The organism is Pedobacter alluvionis (assembly GCF_003664035.1).
Taxonomy (GTDB): Bacteria; Bacteroidota; Bacteroidia; order Sphingobacteriales; family Sphingobacteriaceae; genus Pedobacter; species Pedobacter alluvionis.
In genome coordinates this window covers 1,661,384-1,687,921 of sequence record NZ_RCCK01000010.1, presented here as the reverse complement: position 1 = coordinate 1,687,921, position 26,538 = coordinate 1,661,384, and the positions used below count along the sequence as shown (strand labels likewise).

General features: G+C 36.6%; 25 protein-coding genes. 11 read left to right on the top strand and 14 right to left on the bottom strand.

All coding sequences use genetic code 11. The features are described 5' to 3' along the window. Positions 1-31: 31 nt before the first annotated feature. The gene (queG, locus tag BCL90_RS07380) at positions 32-967 is read left to right on the top strand and encodes a tRNA epoxyqueuosine(34) reductase QueG (protein WP_121283479.1); all 936 of its coding nucleotides are present in this window, start codon (positions 32-34) and stop codon (positions 965-967) included. Positions 968-1,443: 476 nt separating this feature from the next. Here the strand turns inward: queG and BCL90_RS07375 are convergent, their stop codons facing one another. From BCL90_RS07375 to BCL90_RS07365, 3 genes are all read right to left on the bottom strand, one after another. Further along, complete coding sequence (locus tag BCL90_RS07375) at positions 1,444-3,303, bottom strand: M1 family metallopeptidase (RefSeq protein ID WP_121283478.1); 1,860 nt, start codon at positions 3,301-3,303, stop codon at positions 1,444-1,446. 123 nt (positions 3,304-3,426) lie between these two features. Further along, positions 3,427-3,729, bottom strand: a complete 303-nt coding sequence (locus tag BCL90_RS07370) for a GxxExxY protein (RefSeq protein WP_121283330.1) — start codon at positions 3,727-3,729, stop codon at positions 3,427-3,429. 48 nt (positions 3,730-3,777) lie between these two features. Continuing rightward, positions 3,778-4,731 carry an exonuclease domain-containing protein gene (locus tag BCL90_RS07365; protein ID WP_121283329.1) on the bottom strand — a complete coding sequence of 318 codons (954 nt, stop codon included), beginning with the start codon at positions 4,729-4,731 and terminating at the stop codon, positions 3,778-3,780. 182 nt (positions 4,732-4,913) lie between these two features. Here BCL90_RS07365 and BCL90_RS07360 point away from each other — a divergent pair, with 182 nt between their 5' ends. Together BCL90_RS07360 and BCL90_RS07355 are read left to right on the top strand one after the other, a co-directional pair. Beyond that, the gene (locus BCL90_RS07360; protein WP_121283328.1) at positions 4,914-6,875 is read left to right on the top strand and encodes a DUF3857 domain-containing protein; all 1,962 of its coding nucleotides are present in this window, start codon (positions 4,914-4,916) and stop codon (positions 6,873-6,875) included. Beyond that, a complete protein-coding gene (locus BCL90_RS07355) occupies positions 6,876-8,783 on the top strand; it encodes a DUF3857 domain-containing transglutaminase family protein (protein ID WP_121283327.1) in 1,908 nt (635 codons plus the stop codon). A 37-nt stretch (positions 8,784-8,820) separates the two neighbouring features. Here the strand turns inward: BCL90_RS07355 and BCL90_RS26110 are convergent, their stop codons facing one another. Beyond that, positions 8,821-8,943: a hypothetical protein gene (locus BCL90_RS26110; RefSeq protein ID WP_255512125.1), complete on the bottom strand. Its 123-nt coding sequence runs from the start codon at positions 8,941-8,943 to the stop codon at positions 8,821-8,823. A gap of 37 nt (positions 8,944-8,980) precedes the next feature. Further along, positions 8,981-10,429: an SDR family oxidoreductase gene (locus tag BCL90_RS07350; protein ID WP_121283326.1), complete on the bottom strand. Its 1,449-nt coding sequence runs from the start codon at positions 10,427-10,429 to the stop codon at positions 8,981-8,983. A 212-nt stretch (positions 10,430-10,641) separates the two neighbouring features. On the opposite strand from BCL90_RS07350, the gene BCL90_RS07345 reads away from it, so the two are divergent. Then, complete coding sequence (locus BCL90_RS07345) at positions 10,642-11,427, top strand: murein L,D-transpeptidase catalytic domain family protein (RefSeq protein ID WP_121283325.1); 786 nt, start codon at positions 10,642-10,644, stop codon at positions 11,425-11,427. Here BCL90_RS07345 and BCL90_RS07340 read toward each other — a convergent pair. Then, a complete protein-coding gene (locus BCL90_RS07340) occupies positions 11,424-11,876 on the bottom strand; it encodes a hypothetical protein (protein WP_121283324.1) in 453 nt (150 codons plus the stop codon). The two genes, BCL90_RS07345 and BCL90_RS07340, sit on opposite strands and share 4 nt — an antisense overlap. A gap of 202 nt (positions 11,877-12,078) precedes the next feature. Between BCL90_RS07340 and BCL90_RS07335 the strand changes: the two genes are divergently transcribed. After that, positions 12,079-13,932, top strand: coding sequence for a DNA topoisomerase 3 (locus tag BCL90_RS07335; protein ID WP_121283323.1), 1,854 nt, complete (start codon positions 12,079-12,081; stop codon positions 13,930-13,932). 1 nt (position 13,933) lies between these two features. Here the strand turns inward: BCL90_RS07335 and BCL90_RS07330 are convergent, their stop codons facing one another. The 4 genes from BCL90_RS07330 to BCL90_RS07315 form a co-directional block, all read right to left on the bottom strand. Further along, a complete protein-coding gene (locus BCL90_RS07330; RefSeq protein ID WP_121283322.1) occupies positions 13,934-15,847 on the bottom strand; it encodes an AAA domain-containing protein in 1,914 nt (637 codons plus the stop codon). A 173-nt stretch (positions 15,848-16,020) separates the two neighbouring features. Continuing rightward, a complete protein-coding gene (locus BCL90_RS07325; RefSeq protein ID WP_121283321.1) occupies positions 16,021-16,404 on the bottom strand; it encodes a DUF3037 domain-containing protein in 384 nt (127 codons plus the stop codon). Further along, positions 16,382-17,194, bottom strand: a complete 813-nt coding sequence (locus tag BCL90_RS07320) for a HipA family kinase (protein WP_394341699.1) — start codon at positions 17,192-17,194, stop codon at positions 16,382-16,384. The genes BCL90_RS07325 and BCL90_RS07320 overlap by 23 nt, the downstream gene beginning before the upstream one ends. A 657-nt stretch (positions 17,195-17,851) precedes the next feature. After that, positions 17,852-18,040 carry a hypothetical protein gene (locus tag BCL90_RS07315; RefSeq protein ID WP_090987306.1) on the bottom strand — a complete coding sequence of 63 codons (189 nt, stop codon included), beginning with the start codon at positions 18,038-18,040 and terminating at the stop codon, positions 17,852-17,854. Positions 18,041-18,578: 538 nt separating this feature from the next. Between BCL90_RS07315 and BCL90_RS07305 the strand changes: the two genes are divergently transcribed. Both BCL90_RS07305 and BCL90_RS07300 read left to right on the top strand, forming a co-directional pair. After that, positions 18,579-18,782, top strand: coding sequence for a KTSC domain-containing protein (locus BCL90_RS07305; RefSeq protein WP_121283319.1), 204 nt, complete (start codon positions 18,579-18,581; stop codon positions 18,780-18,782). A gap of 1 nt (position 18,783) precedes the next feature. Further along, the gene (locus BCL90_RS07300; protein ID WP_121283318.1) at positions 18,784-19,521 is read left to right on the top strand and encodes a DNA-formamidopyrimidine glycosylase family protein; all 738 of its coding nucleotides are present in this window, start codon (positions 18,784-18,786) and stop codon (positions 19,519-19,521) included. Positions 19,522-19,717: 196 nt separating this feature from the next. Here BCL90_RS07300 and idi read toward each other — a convergent pair whose 3' ends face one another. The 4 genes from idi to BCL90_RS07280 form a co-directional block, all read right to left on the bottom strand. Further along, the gene (gene idi / locus BCL90_RS07295; RefSeq protein ID WP_121283317.1) at positions 19,718-20,260 is read right to left on the bottom strand and encodes an isopentenyl-diphosphate Delta-isomerase; all 543 of its coding nucleotides are present in this window, start codon (positions 20,258-20,260) and stop codon (positions 19,718-19,720) included. Then, a complete protein-coding gene (locus tag BCL90_RS07290) occupies positions 20,261-21,097 on the bottom strand; it encodes a phytoene/squalene synthase family protein (RefSeq protein WP_121283316.1) in 837 nt (278 codons plus the stop codon). Further along, complete coding sequence (locus BCL90_RS07285) at positions 21,081-21,986, bottom strand: MerR family transcriptional regulator (RefSeq protein WP_121283315.1); 906 nt, start codon at positions 21,984-21,986, stop codon at positions 21,081-21,083. Before BCL90_RS07285 ends, BCL90_RS07290 begins: the two co-directional genes overlap by 17 nt. A gap of 329 nt (positions 21,987-22,315) precedes the next feature. After that, positions 22,316-22,591, bottom strand: a complete 276-nt coding sequence (locus BCL90_RS07280; RefSeq protein WP_121283314.1) for a hypothetical protein — start codon at positions 22,589-22,591, stop codon at positions 22,316-22,318. A gap of 397 nt (positions 22,592-22,988) precedes the next feature. Between BCL90_RS07280 and BCL90_RS07275 the strand changes: the two genes are divergently transcribed. The 4 genes from BCL90_RS07275 (at position 22,989) to BCL90_RS07260 (ending at position 26,362) form a co-directional block, all read left to right on the top strand. Continuing rightward, a complete protein-coding gene (locus tag BCL90_RS07275; RefSeq protein WP_121283313.1) occupies positions 22,989-23,747 on the top strand; it encodes a LytR/AlgR family response regulator transcription factor in 759 nt (252 codons plus the stop codon). Between the two features lie 121 nt (positions 23,748-23,868). Continuing rightward, entirely contained in the window at positions 23,869-24,222 is a 354-nt protein-coding gene (locus tag BCL90_RS07270) for a response regulator (protein WP_244095078.1), read from the top strand. Between the two features lie 10 nt (positions 24,223-24,232). Further along, positions 24,233-24,862, top strand: coding sequence for a hypothetical protein (locus BCL90_RS07265; protein WP_121283311.1), 630 nt, complete (start codon positions 24,233-24,235; stop codon positions 24,860-24,862). Between the two features lie 126 nt (positions 24,863-24,988). Next, positions 24,989-26,362 carry an exonuclease domain-containing protein gene (locus tag BCL90_RS07260; RefSeq protein WP_121283310.1) on the top strand — a complete coding sequence of 458 codons (1,374 nt, stop codon included), beginning with the start codon at positions 24,989-24,991 and terminating at the stop codon, positions 26,360-26,362. Positions 26,363-26,538 lie beyond the last annotated feature (176 nt).

The following is a 26,538-nucleotide window of genomic DNA, read 5'->3' as shown; positions in this document are numbered from 1 at the left end:
TTTAATTCCTAAGCCTTATCTTTGCAGACCGGTGTATAACAATTATGCGAAATATAGCCAATTGATCAAAGATGAAGCCCTGCGGCTGGGTTTCATGGCCTGTGGCATTGCTAAAGCTGAATTCCTTGAAGAGGAAGCGCCAAGACTGGAAAATTGGCTCAACCAAAACCGTCATGGCGAAATGAAATACATGGAAAATTATTTTGATAAACGCCTCGATCCCAGATTACTGGTTGATGGCGCTAAATCTGTAATTTCCTTATCGCTAAACTATTATACTGAAGAAAAACAGTCAGACCCCAACGCACCGAAAATTTCCAAGTATGCTTACGGACAGGATTACCACACCGTAATCAAAGAGAAATTAAAAGAACTGACTCATTTTATAGAAGAAAATATTGGGGAAGTTTCCGGAAGAGCATTTGTTGATTCTGCCCCGGTTTTAGACCGCGCCTGGGCGAAAAAATCGGGAATTGGCTGGATTGGTAAAAACTCCAACCTGATCAGTAAAACCGATGGTTCTTTTTTCTTCCTTGCTGAATTGATTGTTGATCTGGAACTGGATTACGATCATCCATACCAGGCCGATTACTGTGGAAGCTGCACCCGCTGTTTAGATGCCTGCCCTACTGATGCCATTATTGCACCACAGGTTGTTGATGGAACGAAATGCATTTCCTACCTCACCATTGAACTCAAAAATGAAATCCCAAATGAGTTTAAAGATAAAATGAGCAACTGGATGTTTGGCTGCGATATCTGTCAGGATGTTTGCCCGTGGAACCGTTTCTCTAAAGCACACAATGAAGAAGCCTTTAAACCTGAGAATGGCTTACTGGATTTGAACGCAAAAGACCTGACCGAAATTACAGATGATGTTTTTAAAAAGGTTTTTAAAGGCTCGGCAGTTAAGCGTACCAAATTTAACGGACTGAAAAGGAATATCGATTTTCTGAAACCTGAATAATGTTTACCGTCATTTCGAGCGAAGTCGAGAAATCTATATCAATAGTCAGTCGGCGGGATAATTTACTTATAAAATTAATATAATTGACATAGTTTTAAGAGAATGAGCAACATAAGGATATCGTCATTGCGAGAATGCTTTTTCAGCCTACAAAGCAATCTTTGATGCTAGTGATCATGTTATAAAGATTGCTTCGTCGTTCCTCCTCGCAATGAAGATCCATTCTAGTGGAATCTGTCAATCGTGAACCCGAACACCCTAGTACTATATAGATCTCTCCATTCCGCTTTGCTCCAGTCGAGATGACGATTCATAGCAACAACTATTCATTAAGAATTAGGTTAAATAGATCCTGAAACAAGTTCAGGATGACGATAAATATAAATACACATCTCTGTAATAATTTGCCTATGCAAAGGAAGTCAAGTTTGAATAAACAAATTGTCCAGAAAACTTGACTTCCTTGAAATCCTATTCTAATTCACCGAAAAACTGTTATCACTTTTAACCTTATCCGGCGTGTGCGGGTTCCCCATCACTACTTTAGATAACTTTTTATTAGTTGTTATATTTATTTTCACCTGTCGATCACCTTTTTCCCAAACGCCGATGGTACTGTGTTTCTTTTCAACAGAACCATCCTCATAAGTTAGCGTCAAATCAACAGGCAAAGGCTTAACACTTTTATTTTCAATGCTTACCGTATATCCATCTGAAGTTTTATCTACAGCTTTAACGGCCATATCAGTAACACCATCTTCAAAAAACCAGGCTTTCCAAAACCAATTTAAATTTTTACCACCCCCCTCATTTATGCTGTTAAAGAAATCGTAGGGCATTGGGTGTTTTCCATTCCAGTTTTGAATATAAGTGTGTAAAGCCTTAGTAAACAATTCATCTCCCAGATAATCTTTAACATACAAATAAGCTAACCCAGGTTTAGGATAAGAGTTGGTAAAAGAGCCTGATCCTTTTAAATCAGGTGTCAAGGTCATAATCGGAGTATCGTCTTTTCCACCAGAAGAAGAAGCAGTAGGCTGAACACCATATTCATCTAGAATGGTAGAATCAATCATTGGAGAAATCAACCACTCGCCTATTGTAGCCCAGCCCTCGTCCATCCAGCCATACTTAGTTTCGTTTATACCCATATAAAATGGAAACATAGTATGAAAAATTTCATGGTCGGTTAAGGTAATGGCATCTGTGCGATTGTCAACAGGATTATCGTTCACCATCATTGGGTATTCCATTTGATCTAAACCGTCGAATATCGTTTCATGGTTATAAGGAAAAGGCCATTTTGGAAAAGTATAGCTCATAGACTCTACTGTTTTACGGGCAAAATCGATTACTTCATAATAATCTTTATGTTTCGGGTTAAAAACAGCATCCACACGGGTTCGTCTTTTCGTTTTAGGATCAACCACTAAACTGCTCGATTTCCATAAGTAGTGATCACTCAAAGCAAATACAAAATCGGTTACATTTTTGGCTTCAAACTTAAAAGTGTTATAAGCATTAGGCTGCGTTACTTTTTTATCGGCTAAATCTTTAGCTGTAATCACATCTATTACAGCATCGTTCTTTTCAGCAGCTAACATTCTAGAAACAATATCTTTCTGGAAAACTTCCGAAGGGTTTTTCAGATCTCCTGTTGCCCAAACACCGTAACCTCCCGGCACCGTAATTGAAGCATTAAACTGGTCGAAATCATTGTAAAATTCTTCAGCACCTGTGTAAGGAAATTTATTCCACCCATCAACATCATCGTAAACTGCTATCCGGGGAAAAAAGTAGGCTACAAAATGAGAACCCTCATCTACCTGACCTGTTCGTACATGTGATCCCTTATTTAAAGTATAGCTGTAATCAATAGAAAAGCTAATGGTTTTGCCTGGTATAACCGCAGGAACATTAACGGTCATATTTGTTCCATCAATTTTAAAATCTGTGATTGATTTTCCGTTCGCAACCATTTTTTTTATCGCAACCCCATTACCAAGATCAGACTCTGACAGGTTTGATTTTCTTGGTGTCCCTTTTTTGTACAGATTTGGATAAAGTTTAAACCAGATTTCCTTCAAAGTATCAGGACTGTTATTGGTGTAAGTTACCTGAACTTTCCCCTTTAATAACCTGCTGTCAGGATTAAAATCTACATTCAAATCGTACTTTGAAGTATTTTGCCAATAATTCTTACCGGGTTTCCCATTCGCATTTCTGGTTTCTTTCTGATAGGTTTTCTGAAATACCGGTTCTATCGGTAAAGTGGTTTGCGCATTTACATAAATTGTAGTACACAATAGAAGGCAAAATATTTTTATAGATTTCATGATGTATTTTTTTACCACAGATGGACACAGATAAACACAGATTTTATACAAAGTTTAATAGCCATTTAGCATTCTCTTAATTTCTACTCTTGGCTTACCAAAATTGATTAACAATCCACATCTTTAATTACAAGCAACCAAATAATCCATCAGCTGCGCCTGATGAATCTCATTTAATTCCTTTATAGCTTTAATTTCAAAAATAATTTCTTCTTCAACCATTAAATCTGCAAAATACTCACCTACAATTTGATCATCGTAAAAAACATGTAATGGCTGTTGTTTGAGCACAGATAAGTTAGACTTTACTACTTCCAAGAACATTGCATTCTCATAAACTTTCTCTAAGAAACCACAACCAAGCGTATTTGAGACTGTATAAGCAGCTCCAATAATCTTCTCTGTTATAGCATTAAGCTCTTCCAATTACTAAATTATCTGTGTTTATCCTTTTTATCTGTGGTTAAACATTATCTACTTGCCAAATTTCATCTTCAATTGTTCCAACATATCCGTATCGATCGGCTTTGCAGGTTTTTCTGGCTTCGGCTGAGGTTTCTGTTGATATTGAGGCTTATTGGCTGGCGTATTATTCTGAGGTCGTGCTGCCCTGTTCTCGTTTTTCTTCGCATTGAACTTTGCCCATTCCTCATCTAATTTCTTTTTTGTATACAAAGGGAAATCGCCATTTTTCATCCAGGCATAATAGCTGGGCTCAACAGAAAATACCTGAGCAGTGGTTTTACCTTTGTGTTTACCAAAGTTAAAACATACCTCATCATTATCATTGTAAACCAACCGACCAGCAAAATCTACAGGTTTATTAATGTTGGTGAAGATATGTAATGCATCGATGTCGTTTACAACCGGAATACTTTTTACGCCCTGTTTGCTTTCGAACTCGGTTTCCTTGTACATTTCTAATTGTCCAAGTAAAACTTTATAGGTTGCTATAACATCTGCTTCTGCAGCATGCGCATTAATTAAATCTTCCTGGCAATAGAATTTATAAGCTGCTTTTAAGGTACGTTGCTCCATTTGGTGGAATATATTCTGTACATCAACAAACTTTCGGTTGTTCATATCAAAATCCACTTCAGCTCTTAAAAATTCTTCTAAAAGCATAGGGATATCAAATTTGTTTGAATTGTATCCTGCCAGATCACTTTCTCCAATAAATTCAGCGATTTCTGCTGCTAAAGTTTTAAAGGTAGGCTCGTTTGCAATATCTTCATCATAAATACCGTGTATTAATGAAGTTTGCAAAGGAATTGGCATTTCAGGATTTACGCGCCAGGTTTTAACAAGTTCAGAACCATCTGGCATGGCTTTTAAAATCGCTATTTCAACGATCCTGTCAGCTCCAACATTAACTCCAGTAGCTTCTAAATCAAAAAATGCTAAAGGGCGCTTTAAATTTAATTTCATTTCTTATGATGTGAGATTGGCGACATTAGATTTGAATCGGAATGTCAAATTCTTTTTTTCAAAAATGCTAAAAAGGTTTCATTAGTTCTGTAAAACAGCTTTATTAATTATAAATTTAATTTTCAAATTATTTTAGAATGTTACTTTGTAGGGTTAAATTGCAACAATTTATACACGCTCAAATGAATAAAATATTTCCCATACTATTCCTCCTGTCTTTATCATTAACTACTCATGCTCAAAACTTTAACTTCGGAGCAATTACCTACGATGATTACGAATTCGACAGAAAAAAAATAGACAGTAATGCGAATGCCATTGTTTTAAAAGAATTTGGTACCGCATCAATTCAACGCGACGACAATACAGGCAGTTTAGAGTTGATTTTTGAACACCATGTAAAAATTAAAATCTACAATAAAGAAGGCTTTAAGGAAGCTAATATTGTTATTCCAACCTATAAAGATGAATCCCGCGAAGAAACGATCAGTGATTTAAAAGCTTCTACTTTTAATAATTTTGTAGAAACGGTTATGGATAGAAAAGCCATTTTCACCGAAAATCGGTCAAAATACACCAGACTGACCAAGTTTACCCTTCCAAACCTAAAAGAAGGCTCAATAATTGAATATAGTTACAGGTTAAAATCGCCCAACCTATTTAATTTCAGAACATGGGAGTTTCAAGGCGACATTCCAAAGGTGATTAGCGAATATTTGGTTTATATTCCAGGGATCTACAACTATAACGTTTCTTTACGTGGATTTCAAAAACTGACTGATCAAAAATCAGAATTGAGCAAAGAATGTTTAAGGCTGTCAGGCGTTGCTATTGATTGCTCAAAAATCACCTACGTGATGAAAAATATTCCGGCGTTTATTGAGGAAGATAACATGACTGCTCCGAGTAACTTCAAATCGGCCATCTATTTCGAGCTTTCGGATGTTCAAAATTTAAATGGTAGTAAAACGTCCTATACCAAAACGTGGAAAGATATTGATTATGAGCTGTCATCCTATAAAACACTGGGCGACCAGATGAAAAGGAAAGACATTTTTAAAGACCTTATTCCAGAAATCACAAAAGGAACTACTACCGATTTGGATAAAGCAAAAACCATTTATAATTACATTAAAAAACAGATCAAGTGGAATAATTATTACGGAAAGTACGCAGAAGATAACATCAAAAAGGCATTAGAAAACAGATCGGGCAACGTAGCAGATGTTAACCTGAGCTTAATTGCAGCACTTTCTGCAGCTGGTTTAGATGCAGAGGCTGTTATCCTTTCTACCCGTGATAATGGAACAGTAAATAAGCTTTATCCGGTTATGAGTGATTTTAATTACCTGGTAGCCAAAGTAAATATTGCCGATAAAAGTTATTTATTGGATGCTACTGAACCACTTCTACCCTTCGGATTATTACCGTTACGGTGTATTAACGATCAAGGCAGGGTAATCAACTTAAAAAAACCATCTTACTGGATCGATTTAACGGCGAGCCAGAAAGCAATTACCAGTTATATCCTTACGGGAAAAATGACTACCGATGGAAAAATTATTGGCACTTTAACCACCCATACAATGGGTTATGCGGCATATAACAAACGTAAAGATATTCTACGTTACAGTTCTCCTGATGAATATGTAGAGAAACTGGATGAACGGTTAACCCGAATTAAGATCCTGGATCATCAAATTTCGAACCTGGATAGTGTAGAAAATTCTCTGATAGAAAAATATGAGGTAGAGTTTACCATAAATGATGGCACCAATAAAGACCAGTTTTATTTCAGCCCGTTTTTTATCAATACCATTTCAAAAAATCCGTTTAATTTAAACGAACGTACCTACCCTGTTGATTTAGGTGCAGCGTCTGATGAACGGATTATCATCAATGTGTTTTTACCAGAAAAATATCAATTGCTGGAAAAACCAAAAGACATGGCCATAGCATTGCCTAATGTAGGTGGAAGATATTTATTCCAAACGGGTTTAGATGAAAACACCATTTCAATAAGTCAGGTTTTACAGTTTAACAATGCTATTTATCAGCCTGAAGAATATCTTTTCTTAAAGGAATTTTATAGCAAAATTATCCAGAACCAGAAAACAGAGTTTTTATTAAAAAAGGCGAATTAAATGAGATTCCTATTTACCGTGTTTTCCTTCCTTTTAGTTTCTTTTGCTGGCTTTGCACAAGACAATTATGATGTTGATTTAATTCCATCCAACCTTCGTAACCGCGCCAATGCCTGCATCCGCAATGAGGAAATAACTGTCGACATGCGCTCACCTGATAACGTAATGCTCAATGTAAAAAAAGCCATTACAGTTTTTAACCAAAATGGAGAGGATGAGGCCCGTTTGGTCATTTATTACGATAAAAATATTTCGATTAAAAGCATAAAAGGAGAAGTTTACAATAGCGTTGGCAAACTCACCAACAAGTTTTCTCAGAATGATTTTGCTGATATGAGTGCGGCCGATGGTTTCTCCTTATTTGTTGATAGCCGCGTAAAACACTACCTGCCATCAGTAAACCAATATCCTTACACCCTGGTTTACAATTATGAAATTAGAAATAAGCAAAATCTGATTATTCCTGATTGGAATCCTAAACCAGCAGATGATGTTTCAGTGGAAAAAAGTACCTATACTTTTATTTGTAAGCCGATAGACCAGGTAAGAATTAAAACCCAGAATTATTGCGGAACACCAGAAGTTTTAACTGATGAGAAACAGAAAAAAACAATCTGGAAAGTAAATAATATTCTGGCCGTTAGAACAGAACCCTATAGCCCGGCACACGAAACCTATGCAACCAATATCCAGATTGCGCCGCAAACGTTTTATTATTACAACCATAAAGGCAGTTATACCAACTGGAAAGAGCTGGGTAAATGGATTTATGACGATTTGTTAGCAGAACGCAAAGCCCTGCCACCTGCTACCATTGAAATGGTAAAAGATCTGGTAAAAGATGAAAAAACGGACAAAGATAAGGCGCGTAAAATCTATCAGTATTTACAAGATAAAACCAGGTATATCAGCGTACAGATTGGTATCGGTGGTTTTCAACCCATTGCAGCAAGTGAAGTAGACCGTTTGGGCTATGGCGACTGTAAAGCTTTGGTAAATTACATGCAAAGCCTGCTCAGTGCAGCAAATATAGATTCTTATTACTGCGTAGTATCAGCTGGTTCCGAAAAGAAAAGTATGGATCCAACTTACGCCAGTATGGTGCAAGGCAATCATATCATTCTATGTATGCCATTAAAGGGTGATACCACCTGGTTAGAATGCACGAGCCAAAAAATTCCCTTCGGCTTTTTAAGCGATTTTACTGATGATAGACTGGTACTGGCCTGTACTGCCGATGGAGGCAAACTATTGCATACGCCAAAATTAACAACCGCTGAGAACTTGCAGATACGTAGGGCTGACTTAACGGTTCAGTTAGACGGCAGTGTATCGGGAAAAATGAATACTGTTTATTCGGGTTCACAATATGAAAATCAGGAATCTTTAATTGGGAAATCGATAACCGAACAGCATAAATTATTAAAAGAAGCCTATAACATTGATAATATCGATTTCGAGGCCGTTTCTCTTGCGCAGAAAAAAGATATATCGCCGAAATTAACAGAGGAAGTAAGCATTAATATCAGAAATTACGCTCCTGTGAATGGGAATAAAATGTTTTTACAGCTCAATGCTTTTAATCAGAAGAGGTCAATCCCTGAAATAAAGAACAGAACTCTACCCGTTTACATTAACCGCGGATATACAGATGAAGATACCATTGTTTATACCTTGCCAGATAATGTAATTAAGGAATTGATTATTGGGCAAGACAAATCTTATAAAGGCCCTTTCGGGGAATATGTATGCAAGGCAAGTTTAGAGGGCAACAAACTAACCTATTACCGGAAATTCATACTCAATGATGGCACATTTGCTGCAGCGCAGTATAATGAGTTTTCGAAATTCGTTAATGAGGTAAATGCTGCTGATTATTTAAAATTAGCGCTCAGCTTAAAAAAATAGGCTGAGATATACCTGTAACATTCGTAAAAAACAGACTTTAGCTTAAAAAAATAATCCCGAGGCCAATACCGATGATCATGATCAGGTACATCAAAATTTCTGTTGAAGCAAATCTCTTGTATTTGGTCCAGAAAGAGTAATCATTTTCTTCGTTTGGCATTTTACATTCTTTATGCAGCAAAAATAGGCAAATAGATTTAATTATCGGGCTTGTAAGTGGTAATCTCCCGGGCCATCCCCTTAAATAAAACAATATGGAATGGCCACATGGCATACCAATACATTCTACCCCATAACCCCTTTGGTCTGAAAGTAGCGATTTGTGATAAAAAAGCTTTTCCATGAAACTCTACCAGCTTTAATTCAAGCCATGCCTCACCAGGCACTTTCATTTCAGCATACAGTAACAATCTTTTACTCTTTTTATCGGCAAGCAGTACGCGCCAGAAATCGAGTACATCTCCTGCCTGTAAATCGGTATTGCTGGTCCTGCCTCTTCTGGTACCTACTCCACCAAACATTTTATCTAAAAAGCCACGCAAATGCCACAGCCAATCCATGAAATACCAACCCCTATTCCCTCCAATACTCCAGATATTTTCAAATACCTCTTCTGCTTTACGTTCGAATGGCATTTTTACTTTGTATTCTAAGGTTCCATTTTGTGGCACCTTAATCTGATCCATAAAATTAGAATTTAAATAACCACGGTTCAAGGCATCTTTCCAGCTCGAAACAATAGAATTCTGGTCGATCTTTTCAAAAGCTAAGTGCAAAGCTTCTGCATAGCTTAAACATTTTATTGGTACAACTTCCTGGATACGGTTATCTTTACATATTACTTCATTCTTCATGCTATCTACCAAACTACGGGCTAATGAATAAGGTACAGGTGTAATCATATTCAACCATAAAGAAGATAGTCGGGGTGTTAGTACCGGAACAGTAATGATCCATCGTTTCAACCCACGTTCTTTAGCATAACCCAAGAGCATTTGCCTGTAGGTTAGCACATCAGGTCCGCCAATATCGAATGTCTGATTAAATGCTTTCTCATGATGTAAAACACCTACCAGATAAGACAATACATCGCGGATACCGATAGGCTGACAAAGCGTTTCCACCCATTTGGGTGTAATCATGAAAGGAATTTTTTCAGTTAAATCTCTAATAATTTCAAATGAGGCACTTCCCGAGCCGATAATAATAGCTGCTCTTAAAATCGTACATGCTTTTCCTGATGATTTAAGTTCTTCTTCTACCGCTAACCTTGATCCCAGATGTTTAGATAAATGTTCGTCATTGGCAATGCCAGTTAAATAAATAATCTGCCTGCAATTGGTTTTTCTTATCGCTGACGAAAAGTTTTCGGAAGAAGCTTTCTCCATATCAGAAAAACCTGTTTCACTTGAAGACATGGAATGGACAAGGTAATATGCGGCATCAATATCTGTTGGAATTTCGTTTAAGCTTTCTGCATCCAGTAAATCACCTGTAATAACCTTCACCTGATCACTTAAATCAGAAGCTGAAACAAACCTGCGCTTATCCCTAACCATACAAACAATTTCATGCTTTTCTTCTAACAATAAAGGGATTAGTCTGGTGCCGATATAACCGTTCGCTCCGGTTAATAAAATTTTCATAATACAGGTTTAATACATAACACAAAATAAAAGCGATTGTTAGCGATATCCATTTTCAGCAGTTAAATTTAAATTCCTAAAAGCTATATGCTCATGCCTTAAGTCACAAGAATGTAAAACCAAATGTAATTGTAGCACTACAGAATTGATTTGGGCAACATTTAAGCAAAACAACCGTATAAATAACTTAACATCAAACTAAACCATACTGAATGAAGAAATACATCCTGGACATTGCTACGATTTTTTTAGTGGGCATGAGCATTGTCGGAACAAGTTGGAAAGCGATAGATCGACCCCAAACACAACAAGATACGATTAAAAATATAGCGGCAGACAGTCTGTACAATCAATACATCTTAAATATATACCACGAAATTCATTTAGATTCTGCAGGATTAAATGAACAGGTTTTCGAAAAGGCATTAACCGGGTTTTATAACATGAAATATTCTGGTTTATTACATGCTAAATCTATTTTAACAATTGCTGATTTCGATCAGGAAAGCACTAAAAAACGTTTATACATTATCGATCTTGCAAGCAAAAAACTGGTATTAAATACCTGGGTAGCTCATGGGCAAAACAGTGGTGGCGATAAGCCTTCATCTTTCTCGAATAACATCAACTCAAACCAGAGCAGTTTAGGCTTCTATTTAACCGGCGAAATTTATAGTGGCAAACACGGTCGTTCGATCAAGTTGGATGGCATGGATCAAGGTTTTAACAGCAATGCCAGAGAACGATCAATTGTGGTTCATGGCGCCAGTTATGTAAGTCAAAAAAGCATCGATCAATTGGGTAGATTGGGCAGAAGCCAGGGTTGCCCTGCTGTTCCTGCTAAACTCGCCGATCAGGTCATCAATACCATTTCAGACCGGACGGTGCTGTTTATCAATAATTCAGACCAGCAATACAATTCATCATTTTTAAATGAAACACTTGCTGCAAGTGTTATACTAAATCAGGAACAGATTTTAGCAGCTCAAATGGATTAATGGTGCTTAATATTTTTGGCATTTAGTTTTTTCGGCAGGATGTTAATGAAAAGTGATTTGCTGCCTGCAAGCAAATCCCAAACCCAACGGTTGCTGTCTACCTCTTTTTCACCACAATCTACAACCTCGGCACGTTTGAGCAGTTTTTTAACGAAATCCTGAATCCATCTTATTTGTACAATACGGTTAAAGTATAAACCCAGGTAATCGCAGTACACATGTACCAGGATTTCTACAATAAGCGAAGCGTTAGAAATGGCAAGTGTTTTACCAAAATGCTGTTCATAGTCGGCTTTAATTGTATTTACCAAAAGCTCGAACCGCTCAAGCCTTGCATCTGCTTTTCCCGCCAGATAAGCCCAAAGTTGAGCATTGCTGTACACACGGATTAATTGAGGCTCAAGTCCAACTTTAATTTTATTTCCTTTCAGTTCGTAAATTTTATCCATTCATTAAAATAATTGCAAGCAGTTAGATGGTGATATTATTAAATTGTTAATCAATCCGATATAAAAATTAACGATTCAAGTGATGGACAAAGTTATCTGATAATTGTTTACTAAAATGAGTATTAAAAGGCATTGTGAGTAATTTTTTTAATCTGTTGCCGATATTTTAATCATCTTTGCGCTTGAGAAGATAAGCCCATTCATGAAGATTGTAATTGCAGAAAAGCCTTCTGTTGGTCGTGAACTTGCTAAAGTTTTCGGAGCAACCACCAGAAAAGATGGATACATTGAAGGTAAAGGATATTCTTTTACCTGGGCATTTGGACATTTATTACAATTGGCTCCTCCTCAAGATTATGGTTTTATTGGCTGGAGGAAGCAACATTTACCCATGCTTCCACAAAAGTTTAAACTTGCTGTCAGGAAAATTAAAACGAAAGATGGTTTTGTTGAAGATCCGGCTGTTCGGAAACAATTAGATACGATAAAAAAACTTTTTGATGAGGCGAGTGAAATTATTGTAGCAACGGATGCGGGGCGTGAGGGTGAATTGATTTTCAGGTACATTTATTATTACCTGAAATGCAAAAAACCATTTAAACGCCTTTGGATCTCTTCGCAAACAGATGAAGCTATAAAAGATGGATTCAGAAATTTAAAACCCGGAACAGATTACGATACTTTATTTAATTCGGCCCATTGTCGCTCTGAATCGGATTGGCTGGTGGGCATGAATGCTACACAGGCACTAAGTATTTCTGCAGGCAATAGAACAGTTCTTTCGCTGGGACGCGTACAAACACCTACCCTCGCGATGATTTGTGCCCGTTTTTTAGAGATTAAAAATTTCGTTCCCCAAACCTATTACCAGATTAGCATTTTACTGGCTAAAGATGAACAGGTTTTTAAGGCTATATCAACCTCGAATTATAAGGAAAAGGAAGAGGTAGAAAAGTTATTTGCGCTTGTAGAGGATGTGGCCTCTGGCTTTCCAACAGGTGGAAACATTACGGCTGTAGAAGCTAAACCAAGAAAAGAACCCCCTCCACTACTGCACGACTTAAGCAGTTTGCAGCAGGAAGCCAATAAGAAAAAAGGATATACTGCCGATCAAACACTTAATATCTTGCAGAACCTGTATGAGAGCAAATTGGTTTCTTACCCGCGTACCGGATCGCGCTATATTGGCGATGATGTTTTTGCCGGTGTTCCAGATTTGATTGCAAAATTTACCGATCATGCTGATTTTGGAAAACAGGCACAGTTTCTGCAAACCATTGCTTTAAATAAACGAAGTGTTAACGCTAAAAAAGTAACCGATCACCATGCTGTGTTACCGACCGGCGAACAGGCTTATGGATTGAGTCCGGATAAACAAGCTGTATACGATATGGTTGTTGGACGTATGATCGAGGCATTTCATCAGGAATGTATCAAAGAGTTAACCAAAATAACCATTCAATCCGGAGTTACTTTTGTGGCTAATGGAACGGTAATCCGTTCTGCAGGCTGGCGGGCTGTTTTTAACGATCCTGAAGATGATAAAAAAGATGAAGACAATGCAGCATTACCAAAGGTTGCCGTTGGAGAACAATTGCCTATCACCGAAAAATCTCTTTTAGAAAAACAGACTAAACCAAAGCCAATGTATAACGAGGCTTCGTTATTAAAAGCGCTTGAAACCTGTGGCAAAGAGATTGAAGATGAAGAATTACGTTATGCCATGAAAGATAGTGGCTTAGGTACGCCCGCAACCCGTGCTTCCATTATCGAAACGTTAATTACCAGAGAATATATTACAAGGGAAAAGCGAAATCTCGTACCTACCAATAAAGGTTTGGCTGTTTACGAAGTGGTTAAAGATAAACAGATTGCGCAGGCAGAGCTTACCGGACAATGGGAAAAAAGACTGGAAGAAATACGTTCCGGTTCATCAGTAAAAGATTTTAAATCTGAAATTACAGAATACACTAAAACCATTACGCACGAACTATTAATTGCAGGGGCAAGTATATCGGGCAAACTCGCAGAAGAAAAGAAACTGGAAAAGGTTTAGCCTAAAGGTCTATAAATTCCCAGGCACTGCGGTAGGCATTCAATTGTTCTGCATATTGGATAAACTCCGCATAAAAATTAGATTTCGATAAGGTAGCACTATCGCCAATCACAACCAGCTTTTTCCTGGCCCTCGTCATGGCCACATTCATTCTCCTCGTATCTGATAAAAACCCTATACTTCCATCGGCATTACTCCTGGTCAGGCTGATATAAACCACATCACGTTCCTGCCCCTGGAAGCTATCAATGGTATTTACCGCAATTTTATGTCGATATGGAATTAAAATTTCATTTTCCTGAACCAGGACATTTAAAATCTGAACCTGTTGTTTATATGGAGAAACAATAGCAATAGATGGAAAGGCATCTGTTGTATAAATAGCGGATAAATTGCCAACCAGGTGTGCTAAATGTTTAACCAGAAACGCGGCTTCATCTGGATTGGTTGTACTGGTTCCATCTAACTTTTCGTCGAAACTACAACCTGCCGTATCAATAAACTGAATCGGTTCATCGCCAGTAAATAATACATGATCTGCAACAGATTGATGGGCTTTTAATTCATTTTTGTAAAATACCTGGGATGAATAACCCATAATGTCTTTATTCATCCTGTATTGTTCATTTAGCAATACAACTGATTCTGGATGAAGATTTACCGCTTTTTCTAATAAAGTATTACTTAAACCATTTCTGGCTGCCTCATTTGATTTTATAGTTGGCGAAAGCTGGAAATGATCCCCAGCCAATATTACTTTTTGCGCCTTTAAGATTGGTATCCAGCAAGCTGGTTCTAAGGCCTGTCCCGCCTCATCAATCACAATCGTATTATATTTTAAATTCCGAACGGTATAATGGTTAGCCCCTACCAGTGTAGCAGTAATAATCTGTGCTTTAGTAAACAGATTGTCCATAATATACTGTTCTGTTTTTTCTACTTCTTTTCCAATTTTATGTGCTTCATCAAACAGTGCCTTACGCTGGTCGCGTTCTGCTTTACCAAAACTCCGTTTGTATTTGTGGGCCATATTTTTATACTCACTGGCCTGTTTTTTTAAAGCTTTAATGGTTTTCATCTCCGGATGATCGGCCATTTGATGATCCAGAGTAGCTGCAAGCAATCTTTCTGAAACCCTTGCCGGGTTGCCCACACGGATTACTTTTAACCCTTCAGCAGCTAACTTCTCCGTAAGTAAATCAACAGCAGTATTACTTGGGGCTACCACCAGCATTTTTTGATCGCTGTGTTTAATCAATGATTTTATAGCATGAACAAGCGTTGTTGTTTTTCCGGTACCTGGCGGGCCATGAACTACAGCCAGATGATCGGCTGCTACAATTTTATTCACTGCTAATTGCTGCGAGTCGTTTAGTGTATTGGGAATGATAAATTTCTCTTCTCCCTGAAATGATGGTTTTTCTCCTGCTGTTAAAATACGGATCAGTTTATTTTCTGATTCATTCTCCGCCAGATGCGTAGCCTGTTTAAGGGCGCTCTGCATTTCGTCGTAACTGTTATTATCAAAAAGTAAATCTACGCCGAGTTTGCCATCTCTGGTCCAATCTGGTAATTCATCAACACGGAAGCTAATTTTCATCCGGCTACCACTTTGATGACTGATAATGCCCTCTATTCGATCTTCTTTGGCATCGTGATTAGAAAATAATACCACAGCAGAACCAAAGCGGAACTGATGGGAAAAATCCTGATGGGTAGTTCTTTCCAGTTCAACGGTTAAATAATCGCCACGGCCTATTTCTGTATTCCTGATTGCAATAGGATACCACGTTAAACCCAAGGCCCTCCTATCGGCAGCCGAAGTATTTTCAGTAAGTTTTAGGTAGGATTGTAAATCTTCGTTGCGTTCGGTATCGAGCAGATCCTGAAGTTTTTTGAAATATTCTTTTGGCAAGGCTAGATGGTTAATGGTGTAAATTATTTTATTGCTTGATTGTTATATTGATTGCTTGATAACTGAAGACTGCCAATTGTAAACTGATTAATTGTTAGATTGATAGATTGTTCAGGAACAGAAAATAGTTGTTCATAAAGTTAATTCAAACGCTTAGCGCCATGCGCATGGCGCTACAGAACCAGTTCCTGGTGCAACCTCAATAAAGTCTCTTCCGCATCATCGCAAAAGCCTGGGTGTACCTTAGAGCACTGCACTACGGTACTTCTGGTTGCCGTAAGCCACCTGAACCGGGAAGCCTGGTCATATTGACCAATGGGACCTGATCCTTTCGCAGACGTACTTATTCTCTCAAAAGCACATAAATTCTCTTTTAACTCTTCTAAATCTATCTCTGCAGAAAAAGCCTTTACTCTTTTCTCATCCAGGAAAAAAACACTTTTTAGAAATTTTTGCCTGGCACAAAACAAAATAATACCAACATTAATAAACTCTTCACGTTCTACCCTGGGCATTACGCGAATCACAGCATACTCAAATAAGAATTTCCCTTGCATGCTGTGCTTCTTTTAAAAATATAGTTGAATGAGCCAACCTGTTAGTAAGAAAATGCGTATAGGCATTACGGTGCTCTGCCTTACTTTCGAAGTTCGTTTCGCCTTCCAACCAATCATCAGGAATTAAATTAATAACCGCTTCGATCTTCTCAGCATTAAGTAGTTTACTAAATTCTTCATTTACATTATCCAGTTCAGTAGCCCATGGCAACAATACATGGTCTTTTACCAAAAAGAACGGCTTAATAGCCTGCTCTTCCCAATTTTGCCAGGAATGATGAAAATATAATGCAGCACCATGGTCAATTAGCCAAAGTTCCTTATGCCACAGTAACATATTGGTATTTCTGCAGGTACGGTCCATATTGGTTAGAAAACAATCAAGCCATACAATTTGCGAGGCGAGTTTAGCATCTACCGTAGTTACAGTTGGATCGAACGTTATCGCCCCTGATAAATAGTGCAATGCCAAATTTAAACCCACACTGGCTTTTAGCAAATCCTGAATTTCTTCGTCAGGCTCTGTTCTCCCAAAAGCTTCATCCAGATTGGCAAAAACCAATTCAGGTACCCGCAAACCTAAATAACGGGCAATTTCGCCACCAATTAGTTCGGCAATTAAAGCCCGGGTACCCTGGCCTGCCCCTCTAAATTTCAGTACATATAAAAAGTTATCATCCGCCTCCGCAATGGCAGGCATAGAGCCACCCTCGCGCAAAGGTGTAACGTATCTGGTTACATTTACCGTTCTAAGTTGTAAATCGTTCATATCTGCAGATAGAATAGCCATTTATTTTTATTTAGGCACAATTCTAAACTTGTTGCAAATTTAGCAGAATTCCAACAATAAATTAGTCAAAGTTTAGTCGTAAAGATATTGGTAGGAGGTCTACAGATCAATCGTTAAAAATTGCCAGTTGTTTTTTTGAAGCGCAATGTCAGTAACCATTATTGAGGGTTCAGTCCTGCTGTACATTCCAATCCTTTTGGTTAAAATCATTAAATCAGACAATTCAACAATCATCCAAAAGGGATTTCCATTGCCATCAGGGCTATTGGGCACTAATAGTAGTCAAATTAAAATAATCATGATATTGAATGATTACACAGATTCCAAATCATTTTAACCATACAAGAACACGCAACCTTACATGATCTTATATTTCTTATATGGTTAAGAATTTAATTTATTTAAAGGGTCTTCGACAACGCTACCATTGACAGACTCCAATAGAAAAATCGTCATTGCGAGGAACGAAGCAATCTTAATGCCTACGCTAGTAGCGATCGTTGTAAGATTGCTTCGTCGGCTGAAAAACCCTTCTCGCAATGACGATTCCTCACAGTCTACAGTTCGTTAAAAACTCTCCTGTCCATTAATATTGATTTTTATAAAATAAATTAACCCCAAGACTGACAAACGATTTTTCGGCGTTAAATAACCGAATCAATCGTGCCCCAAATAAGCAATGCCGGCAGGAGTTATCGCAGAAGACCATTGTACCGATTCGCGGTTAATTTTAATCAGTCCCATGCTTTCCAACTCTTCATATTCTTCTTCCATGCCACCTAAAACTGAAGAACTTACCTGTTGGTTAATTACCTCTAATAGAGATATAATTTCTGATCTTTCCATAAAATAAATAATTAGCTATATTTTATTTAACATAAATGTGATTAAAATGTTCATTGCTTAATTAAACATTTTCTACTGTTTAAGGTTGTATTTATAATCCGATTTAATTACTATGGAAACACACCTTTATTATCTCTTTATTATGGCTTTGCCTGTAGCTTGCATCGCGTGGACAGTTACCAAAGAAGAGATTTTCAGAGAAGCACGTGAATTCTGCGTAAATCGCTCTAAAAGCTGCAACCAACTGTTAAAAAGGAAATTTTTTTATGTATTTACATGCGAATACTGCTTTAGTCACTATGTAACCTTAATATTGCTCTTTATTACCAAATTCACATTGATTTATCCGGATTGGCGCGGCTATATTATTTCTTTTTTTTCAATAGTATGGATAGCAAACGTTTATATGAGCTTATACAACATTATCCGTATCGATTTGAAGAATGAAAAAATCAAAGCTCAAAAAGAAGAAGCAACACTCAAGAATGATTGAAACCATTTATAACGGTCGCTGTTTTATAAGGTATAACCTGATATTATGCCATCATCAGTAATCAAATATTTTAATTATGATGTAGCTACAGAAACACTAAAAATCTTTTTTGTAACTGGCATGGTTTATCTCTACAAGAATGTTCCCGGAAAGATTTACAAGATGTTAAAAGCATCCGGATCAAAAGGAAGATATTTTAACAGCAATATTAAAGGTAAATATAAATTCCAGAAACTAGGGGAAGAATAATATGCCTGAAGGTCCATCAATCGTAATATTAAAGGATTTAATCAAGGAGCTTCATCTGGGCAAACCAGAAGTACTGGAAGTGGCAGGTAATGTAAAAGATTTCGACAAAGATAGATTGCTCCATCAAAAAATCCAGGATTTTAAAAGCTGGGGTAAACATTTCCTGATCTGTTTTAACGATTTCACCATCCGCATTCATTTTATGTTATTTGGCAGTTATTTAATTAACGAACGTAAAAAAACACCATTAAAGCTGGGCTTGATCTTTAAAAAAGATGAATTAAATTTCTATACCTGCAAAGTTGACCTTTTGGAAGGAAACGTTAAAAAACATTACAATTGGGAAAACGATGTGATGGCTGATGAATGGAGCAGTAGCGCAGCTATTAAAACATTGAAAGAAAATCCCCAGATAATGGTTTGCGACATATTGCTCGATCAGCAAATTTTTAGTGGAGTGGGTAATATTATTAAAAATGAGGTTTTATACCGTACCCGCATACATCCCCTGACTAAAATTGAAAATTTACCACCTGCAAAATTAAAGGCATTGGTTAAGGAGGCCAGGAATTATAGCTTCGATTTTTTAAAATGGAAAAAGGAAAATACATTAAGTAAGCATTGGGAGGTATACAGTAAGAAAGAGTGCCCGCTTAAACACAAAATAGAGAAAAAGGAACTTGGCAAAACACATCGTCAGACTTACTTTTGCGAAAAATGCCAAAAACTATACCTCTAGCTAAAAAATATTTTTCGGCCTATTTTTTTAGTGAAAAACATAAAACACTAAATACTAAGCATTTAAATTATAGTAAAACCTTTTATGTTACATCCAACTATAATCTTAAAGTAAAAGAAATATTAAATTTTAGGAATTTTCAAAAGTAGCCTTATATTTGTCCTCGAGAGCGTTAATTTAGATACGGGTATATGGCTTAGGCTGTATGCCCGTTTTTTGTTTTAGCTGTTGATGCGTATGCGATCACTTGAGCTAAAGAGATTCTCAACCATGGTGTATAGGCATTTGGATTAACCTCAATATCCTTTGCTAAAGTTTCCAAATCCACATACTTAAAGGATGCTACTTCATCCAGATTTATAACGGGTAATTTATCGCTCATGCCAAAAAAAACATGGTCTATCTCATGTTCCGTTAAGCCATTTTCAAATATTGCTTTATAAGTAAATTTAAACAAAAAGCTTAATTCGCAATCGATACCCATTTCTTCCATCAACCTCCTTTTAGCCGCGCGGATATTACTCTCTCCAATCCGCTGATGACTGCAGCAGGTGTTCGTCCATAAGCCCATCGAATGGTATTTGTGCAGTGCTCTTTGCTGCAGCAACAGTTCGCACTTAGAATTAAAAATAAAAACAGAAAAAGCACGGTGTAACATACCTTTTTCGTGCGCTTCCATCTTATCCATCTGCCCTCTAGGCACATCATCCAGGTCAACTAGAATAACTTGCTCTTCCATTTAAATTACATTTAACTTATTACGGATAATCGAATCAAACATCAAACCAACCTTGTGGGTGTTCGAAATCCTGATCCGTTCAGTCATGATTTTTTCAGCACTTAAGCGCTTTATCTTTGCAAATAGTTTTTTATAATAAATGTACGACAAATATACGCCATTTCTGGAAGCAGCAGGTAATAGCTTAATACCAATTAGTGCCATCGCAAATTCTGTTTCAATTTCTTCTTCGATTTCTCTTTTTTGATTATCACAAAATGATGCCAAATTAACATTAGGAAAATAATTACGGCTAAGTGTTTGATGATCAGCTTTAACATCCCTTAAAAAATTAACCTTCTGAAATGCAGAACCTAATTTCATGGCATAAGGTTTCAACTGTTCATAACCTACATCGCTCCCATGGGTAAAAACTTTTAGGCACATCAATCCTACTACTTCTGCAGAACCTAAAATGTATTCGTTGTAAAGTTCAGGAGTATATTTCTGTGTGGAAAGATCCATTTCCATACTTCTTAGAAAAAGAACAATCAGTTCCATATCTATCTGATATTGATTCACAACCTTTTGAAATGAATTTAAGATGGGATTTAAACTTATGCCCAGGTTAATGGCTTCAAAAGTATCCTCTTTAAATTTTGCTAATAAAAATTTCTTGTCATAATGATGAAAGCTATCTACAATTTCATCTGCTAAACGTACAAAGCCGTAAATAGCATGTATGGGTTGGCGTAGTTCTTTACCAAGAAAATAAATTCCAAACGAAAAGCTCGTACTATATGATTTAGTGGTAAGCCGGCTACAATCGGCAGATAGTTGATCAAAAATTTCTTTCATGTAAAACAGGGTATTCTATTGTTTTTTCAAATTCATCAAGCGTTTTAATCCAGTTGATGTGATCGATATGGTTTAGTTTACCGATAACCTCACTATTTCCAGCAAGGTGGATTTTAGTGTCCGGGCATATTTCAGACAATTGATCGATATATTGTTGTGCTGCAGACGCTAATTGAGATTTTATCATAAAAAGCAGAACATGGCCAACATTTAAGGTTGAAAATATTCGGCTAATCGAATCCAACGGGACTTTGCTACCTAAAAAAACAACCTGATGACCCTGCATCCGCAGCATATAATTGGCAAAAAGCAACCCAATATCATGATCTTCGTCTTCCGGTAAAAAAAGCAGCCAACGCTGACCTGATTGATTAGTTAAAGGAAGATTATTAATATGGGTAAATATTTTTTGACGGATAATATTTGATAAAAAATGCTCGTGCGCAGGACAAATATCGTCTTTTCGCCACATTAAACCCAGGCGTAATAACAAAGGATATATTATTTTCCGGTAACAGTCAGAAAGCCCAAATTGATCGATGCATTGATCAATTAAATGATTAAAAGAGGACTCATCAAAAGCCAGACCATACTTTATAAGTTGAGAAACATAATAATCATCTTGCTTATCATCAGCAGGACGAGAAAATTGTTGGTCGAGAAGTTCATCAATCTGTTCATCTGAGAGACTGCAGATTTTAGAAATTTTTAAGCCGCTTTTATTTAAGGTTACAATGTTTAATAGTTTTACAAGCTGCTGATCATCGTATAAACGCGTATTGCCCTGAGATCGCAACGGACTCAACGCATTATAACGTTGCTCCCAGATCCTGATGGTGTGAGAATGGATGCCCGAAAGCTGTTCAAGATCTGCAATTGAGTAAGTCATTATTTTGTTTAAATATATTCAATAAAACTTAAACAAAAAAGAGAAAAAAAAGTTTTTTACTCCATGTGCAAGAAATTTATTTTAAAAGAAGAATTGAACGCTTTGATTCGATGAGGTTGTATAAAAAGCAAGTTTCCTTAAATTTTATCACGTTAGGCTCAGCTTATATCTGACTTGAAGAAATGTTGAAACGAACGAGATGGCATTAAGACAGGACTTCGAAAGCATGTCATCTTTGTTTCATTCTCGCGGCCTATAATCGGCACTAAAGGATATAGTAAATTTCAAACTTAGGTTAAGCATAAATCAGAAGGCCAGGAAACAGTAAGTTAAAATAGCTTTTCGGTAAGTAACACACCTTTTTCACCATTACCAGTTTCTATGGTATGAACATTTTTATAAGATTGGCTGAAGAAATCGTAGCCATGTTCTCTCTGTTTAATAGCTACTGTACTCAACGGATAATTTAAATTTGTTTGCATACATTGCAAACTACCATTGGCCAGCAAAAGAAAATCACAGTCGTAACCTTGTTCCTGCAGTTCGATAACCTTTTTTGTGATAGATACGTTTAATCTGTTGAGGTTGCGGATTCTATTTTCCATGGGATATTGTTTTAATAATTGAGGATAATTATTCTGTTATTAAATATATCTATAAATTAATACGTTTCAAAATACAATATATTATTATACAAGCAATTAAATGTTTTTTTATTGAATTTTTGACTTTGATTTTTGTACTATTACGCTTCTGCAGGCGTTTAGCTTCAACCTGTTCCCTAATTCAACCTGTTGCCCGTTAAACAAATATTTCAAAGTAATATGTTTTTAAAATGAAATAAGGAACTGTTTTAATAATTTTAATTAAAATTTTCAAATCATACATCATCTCAAAAAAAAGCTATTTTTCCTTGCCGAATACATAAAAATACATTGCAAACATGTTTTTTTTTCGTTTTACTCATTGAAATTGTAATTTGCATCAACTAAACTATAAGAAATGTCGATAAGTTGTATTGCTATTGATGACGATCCTCATTCGCTAGAGAGCTTGACGGCATATATGGAAAAGCTGCCTGATTTAGAGCTTATCCAAATTTTCACTGAACCGCTCAAAGCCCTGACAGAGATATCGGCGTCTAACCCTGTTGATATTATTTTTATGGATATCGAAATGCCCTCATTATCCGGAATCGAACTTGCAAGCTTGTTAAGGCAAAAAACGACATTCCTCGTTTTCACAACTGCGCACCCAAGGTATGCCATTGATGCCTTTAAAGTTGAGGCGGATGCCTATTTGCTTAAGCCCTACTCTATTTTACATTTAGCCAAAACGATAAATAACCTTTACCCAACCGGAAAAAAAGCAAAGCATCCTTTTTCCATTTTAGATGATCATTTCTTTTATATCCCTTTGCATGGAGAAAATGGCGACCTGGTAAGAATAGATCTGAATGAGTTGATTGCTGTTGAAGAAATAGGAGACGATATTCAGTTTAAAACCACAAAAAATGCTTTTTTGAGTTCGAAATCTAATTTTATCAAGACCTTGAAAATGCTAAAAGAGCATTCCGCATTTATTCAGATTACTCCTTCTGTTGTGATTGCAAAACAGCATATCAAAAGTGTACTTAATCACAAAATACTGCTCTCGGGTGAGATATCGTTTACCGTCTCAGACACCTTCATAGAACTTTTCGCAAATTTTATCAAGAATAATTTGCCACAAGAAAAACCCGGTTCTGATGCCTGCATATAGTTTTTAATCGCCCATCATCAGCATTGCCAATTCATTTTAATGTATATTCAAAACATTACATCCAAAACTTTGTATTAGGATAATCTATTTATTATTTAATTGATTGTCTGTTTTGAAAAGAGTGCTGATTGTGGATGATGATCCAGATGTGTTAGAAGTTTTCCAGGAAGTATTAGAAACCGAACATTATAAAGTTTATCCACTACTTTCCCCACGGTATATTTTTAAAACGATAAGAGATTTTAGACCCGATCTGATCATTTTGGATATCATGTTAAATGGAATGGATGGCCGTGCCGTATTTAAAGAATTAAAGTTAAATACTGAAACAGCGCATATACCAATTATAATGGCATCGGCGAGATATGATGAGAACTACATCACATCACAAAAATACCAACCCGATGATTATTTAGAAAAACCTTTTAATATAGCAGATTTACTCAGAAAAGTAGATGCTTTAACCGAAAATTAAAAAATCAGATATGAAATTAAAACTACTAACACCGCTTCTATTGCTGGTTACCATGGTATCAACCAAAGTAATGGCACAAAACAGGCCCGACAAACTTTACTCCATGAGTGGAATTGGGTTTGCATTCCCAATGGGTGAAACTTCCGATTATTTTAAGCCTAAATTTTCAACATCATTAGGTTTAAACCTGGGTTTAGGCGAAGGCGGTTTATTCCTTTACCCCAAAGTAAGTTTACACGCCTTTACTTTTAATCAGATTACACCAGATGCGGGATACACCTATACGATTCAAAAAGGAAGAGCCACCACCTATTTATTAAATGTGGCATTGGGTTACCGTAAAATTGTAAATAAATGGGCCTTTTATGGTTTTGCAGGTGCAGGTGGTGGAATTATCCTTACCCCACAGGCAGCGGTTAATGCGTCAACTTTGCAGGTTACCCTTGATAATAAATCAAATGGTTTAGGCATCGCCGAAGGTGGTGGCGGAATTGAATACAATATTGGTGGCGCTAATTTGTTTGTGGAGGCCAGTTACATGTATGGTTTTAGTAAGATCCAGAACAGGGCTTTTAATACTGTGCCAATTTCTATTGGTATTAAACCTAATTTAAGCAAACTGCTCAATAAACTTAAATAACAGCTACATACAAAATACGGGAGCGGTTACGTTAAATATGTAACCGCTTTTTTTATACTAAAGAAATAATCAAAATTATTTTTATACTAATTATTTTAGCATAGATTTGTATTTCAAATTATTTTAATGTTATACGCAGTTGTAGATATCGAAACCACTGGTGGTCATGCCTCAGCAAATGGCATTACCGAGGTTGCTATTAACATTCATGATGGCAACAAAATCGTTGAATCTTACACTACCCTCATTAATCCTAAGCAGCCCGTACCCGATTACATTACGGCACTTACCGGTATTGATGATGATATATTGATGGATGCACCAGCTTTTGATGACGTTGCTTTACAAATTTATGAACTCTTAAGCGATAAGGTTTTTGTAGCACACAATGTAAACTTCGATTATTCCTTTTTGAAGCATCATTTAGCAGCTGCAGGATATGATTTACAATGCAAAAAGCTTTGTACGGTACGGTTGAGCAGAAAACTAATTCCTGGTAAATCATCTTATAGTTTAGGGAAACTTTGTACTGCCTTGCAGATACCGATTCAAAACCGGCACCGGGCAGCAGGAGATGCAGACGCTACCAGTATCCTCTTTAATATGTTATTGGATAATGATCTGGAAGGGATCATTCCAGAAATGTTAAAGAAAACTTCTAAAGAGCAGGTTTTACCGCCGCACTTAGATAAAGCTTCTATTTTAAGATTGCCCAATCAGCCTGGGGTTTACTATTTTAAAGACAGTAAAGGCAAAATTGTTTACGTGGGTAAGGCCAAAGACCTTAAAAAACGCGTAACCAGTCATTTTACGGGTAACACTCCGAACCGGCAGCGACAAGATTTTTTGCGTACCATACATCATGTCGACTTCGTGATCTGCGGAACTGAACTGATGGCCTTAATTTTAGAAGCCAATGAAATTAAGCGCCTTTGGCCTGAAAACAACCGGGCCATGAAACGTTATGAGCATAAATACGATTTATACGTTTTTGAAGATCAGAACGGGTACCTGCGTTTAGCCGTTGATAAACATAAAAAGAATAATAATGCCATACAGAGTTTTAACAGTTTATTGGAAGGCTATAACTTTTTAACACAGTTAATTGATAAATACCAACTTTGTGCTAAGCTCTGTTATTTGCAAAAAACAGCAACCAAATGTTATGCACATGAAAATGGGCAATGTTTTGGTGCCTGTAGTGGAATAGAAACCGTGGCCGTTTACAACAAAAAATTAAATTCAGCATTAAGTGATGTTCAAAATCAGCAACCAAGTTTCGCATTGGTAGACGAAGGCAGAAAAGAGGAAGAATTTAGTTGTTTAGTAGTAGAAAACGGGAAATTTTATGGAATGGGTTATTTTACCGACAAAAATTACCTGGCAGATGGATTGGCGCCGATCAAGAACGATTTATCCATTTATCAATCCAATAGTTATATTTTAAATTTAATTCTGAATTACGCTGAACAACATCCACAGAAATTGTATAAATTGTAGAAAACTTAATTCAATGCTAATAAGATATTCTGCAATAATCTTGCTATTGTTACTTTCATCTACTTTATGTTTTGCAAAAAATGTAATATTCATTGAAAAGAATATTGGGAAGGAGATATTTCAAAAAACGGAAAATGGTGATACCAGATCTACATATTTAGGAAAAATAACAGATA

What these genes read in the sequence shown, in the direction of transcription:
- BCL90_RS07375 (WP_121283478.1), bottom strand. Translation starts at nt 3,303, where the DNA reads ATGAAATCTATAAAAATATTTTGCCTTCTATTGTGTACTACAATTTAT.
- BCL90_RS07365 (WP_121283329.1), bottom strand. Translation starts at nt 4,731, where the DNA reads ATGAAATTAAATTTAAAGCGCCCTTTAGCATTTTTTGATTTAGAAGCT.
- BCL90_RS07360 (WP_121283328.1), top strand. Translation starts at nt 4,914, where the DNA reads ATGAATAAAATATTTCCCATACTATTCCTCCTGTCTTTATCATTAACT.
- BCL90_RS07355 (WP_121283327.1), top strand. Translation starts at nt 6,876, where the DNA reads ATGAGATTCCTATTTACCGTGTTTTCCTTCCTTTTAGTTTCTTTTGCT.
- BCL90_RS26110 (WP_255512125.1), bottom strand. Translation starts at nt 8,943, where the DNA reads ATGCCAAACGAAGAAAATGATTACTCTTTCTGGACCAAATACAAGAGA.
- BCL90_RS07350 (WP_121283326.1), bottom strand. Translation starts at nt 10,429, where the DNA reads ATGAAAATTTTATTAACCGGAGCGAACGGTTATATCGGCACCAGACTA.
- BCL90_RS07345 (WP_121283325.1), top strand. Translation starts at nt 10,642, where the DNA reads ATGAAGAAATACATCCTGGACATTGCTACGATTTTTTTAGTGGGCATG.
- BCL90_RS07340 (WP_121283324.1), bottom strand. Translation starts at nt 11,876, where the DNA reads ATGGATAAAATTTACGAACTGAAAGGAAATAAAATTAAAGTTGGACTT.
- BCL90_RS07335 (WP_121283323.1), top strand. Translation starts at nt 12,079, where the DNA reads ATGAAGATTGTAATTGCAGAAAAGCCTTCTGTTGGTCGTGAACTTGCT.
- BCL90_RS07325 (WP_121283321.1), bottom strand. Translation starts at nt 16,404, where the DNA reads ATGCAAGGGAAATTCTTATTTGAGTATGCTGTGATTCGCGTAATGCCC.
- BCL90_RS07320 (WP_394341699.1), bottom strand. Translation starts at nt 17,194, where the DNA reads ATGGCTATTCTATCTGCAGATATGAACGATTTACAACTTAGAACGGTA.
- BCL90_RS07315 (WP_090987306.1), bottom strand. Translation starts at nt 18,040, where the DNA reads ATGGAAAGATCAGAAATTATATCTCTATTAGAGGTAATTAACCAACAG.
- BCL90_RS07305 (WP_121283319.1), top strand. Translation starts at nt 18,579, where the DNA reads ATGCCATCATCAGTAATCAAATATTTTAATTATGATGTAGCTACAGAA.
- BCL90_RS07300 (WP_121283318.1), top strand. Translation starts at nt 18,784, where the DNA reads ATGCCTGAAGGTCCATCAATCGTAATATTAAAGGATTTAATCAAGGAG.
- idi (WP_121283317.1), bottom strand. Translation starts at nt 20,260, where the DNA reads ATGGAAGAGCAAGTTATTCTAGTTGACCTGGATGATGTGCCTAGAGGG.
- BCL90_RS07290 (WP_121283316.1), bottom strand. Translation starts at nt 21,097, where the DNA reads ATGAAAGAAATTTTTGATCAACTATCTGCCGATTGTAGCCGGCTTACC.
- BCL90_RS07285 (WP_121283315.1), bottom strand. Translation starts at nt 21,986, where the DNA reads ATGACTTACTCAATTGCAGATCTTGAACAGCTTTCGGGCATCCATTCT.
- BCL90_RS07280 (WP_121283314.1), bottom strand. Translation starts at nt 22,591, where the DNA reads ATGGAAAATAGAATCCGCAACCTCAACAGATTAAACGTATCTATCACA.
- BCL90_RS07275 (WP_121283313.1), top strand. Translation starts at nt 22,989, where the DNA reads ATGTCGATAAGTTGTATTGCTATTGATGACGATCCTCATTCGCTAGAG.
- BCL90_RS07265 (WP_121283311.1), top strand. Translation starts at nt 24,233, where the DNA reads ATGAAATTAAAACTACTAACACCGCTTCTATTGCTGGTTACCATGGTA.
- BCL90_RS07260 (WP_121283310.1), top strand. Translation starts at nt 24,989, where the DNA reads ATGTTATACGCAGTTGTAGATATCGAAACCACTGGTGGTCATGCCTCA.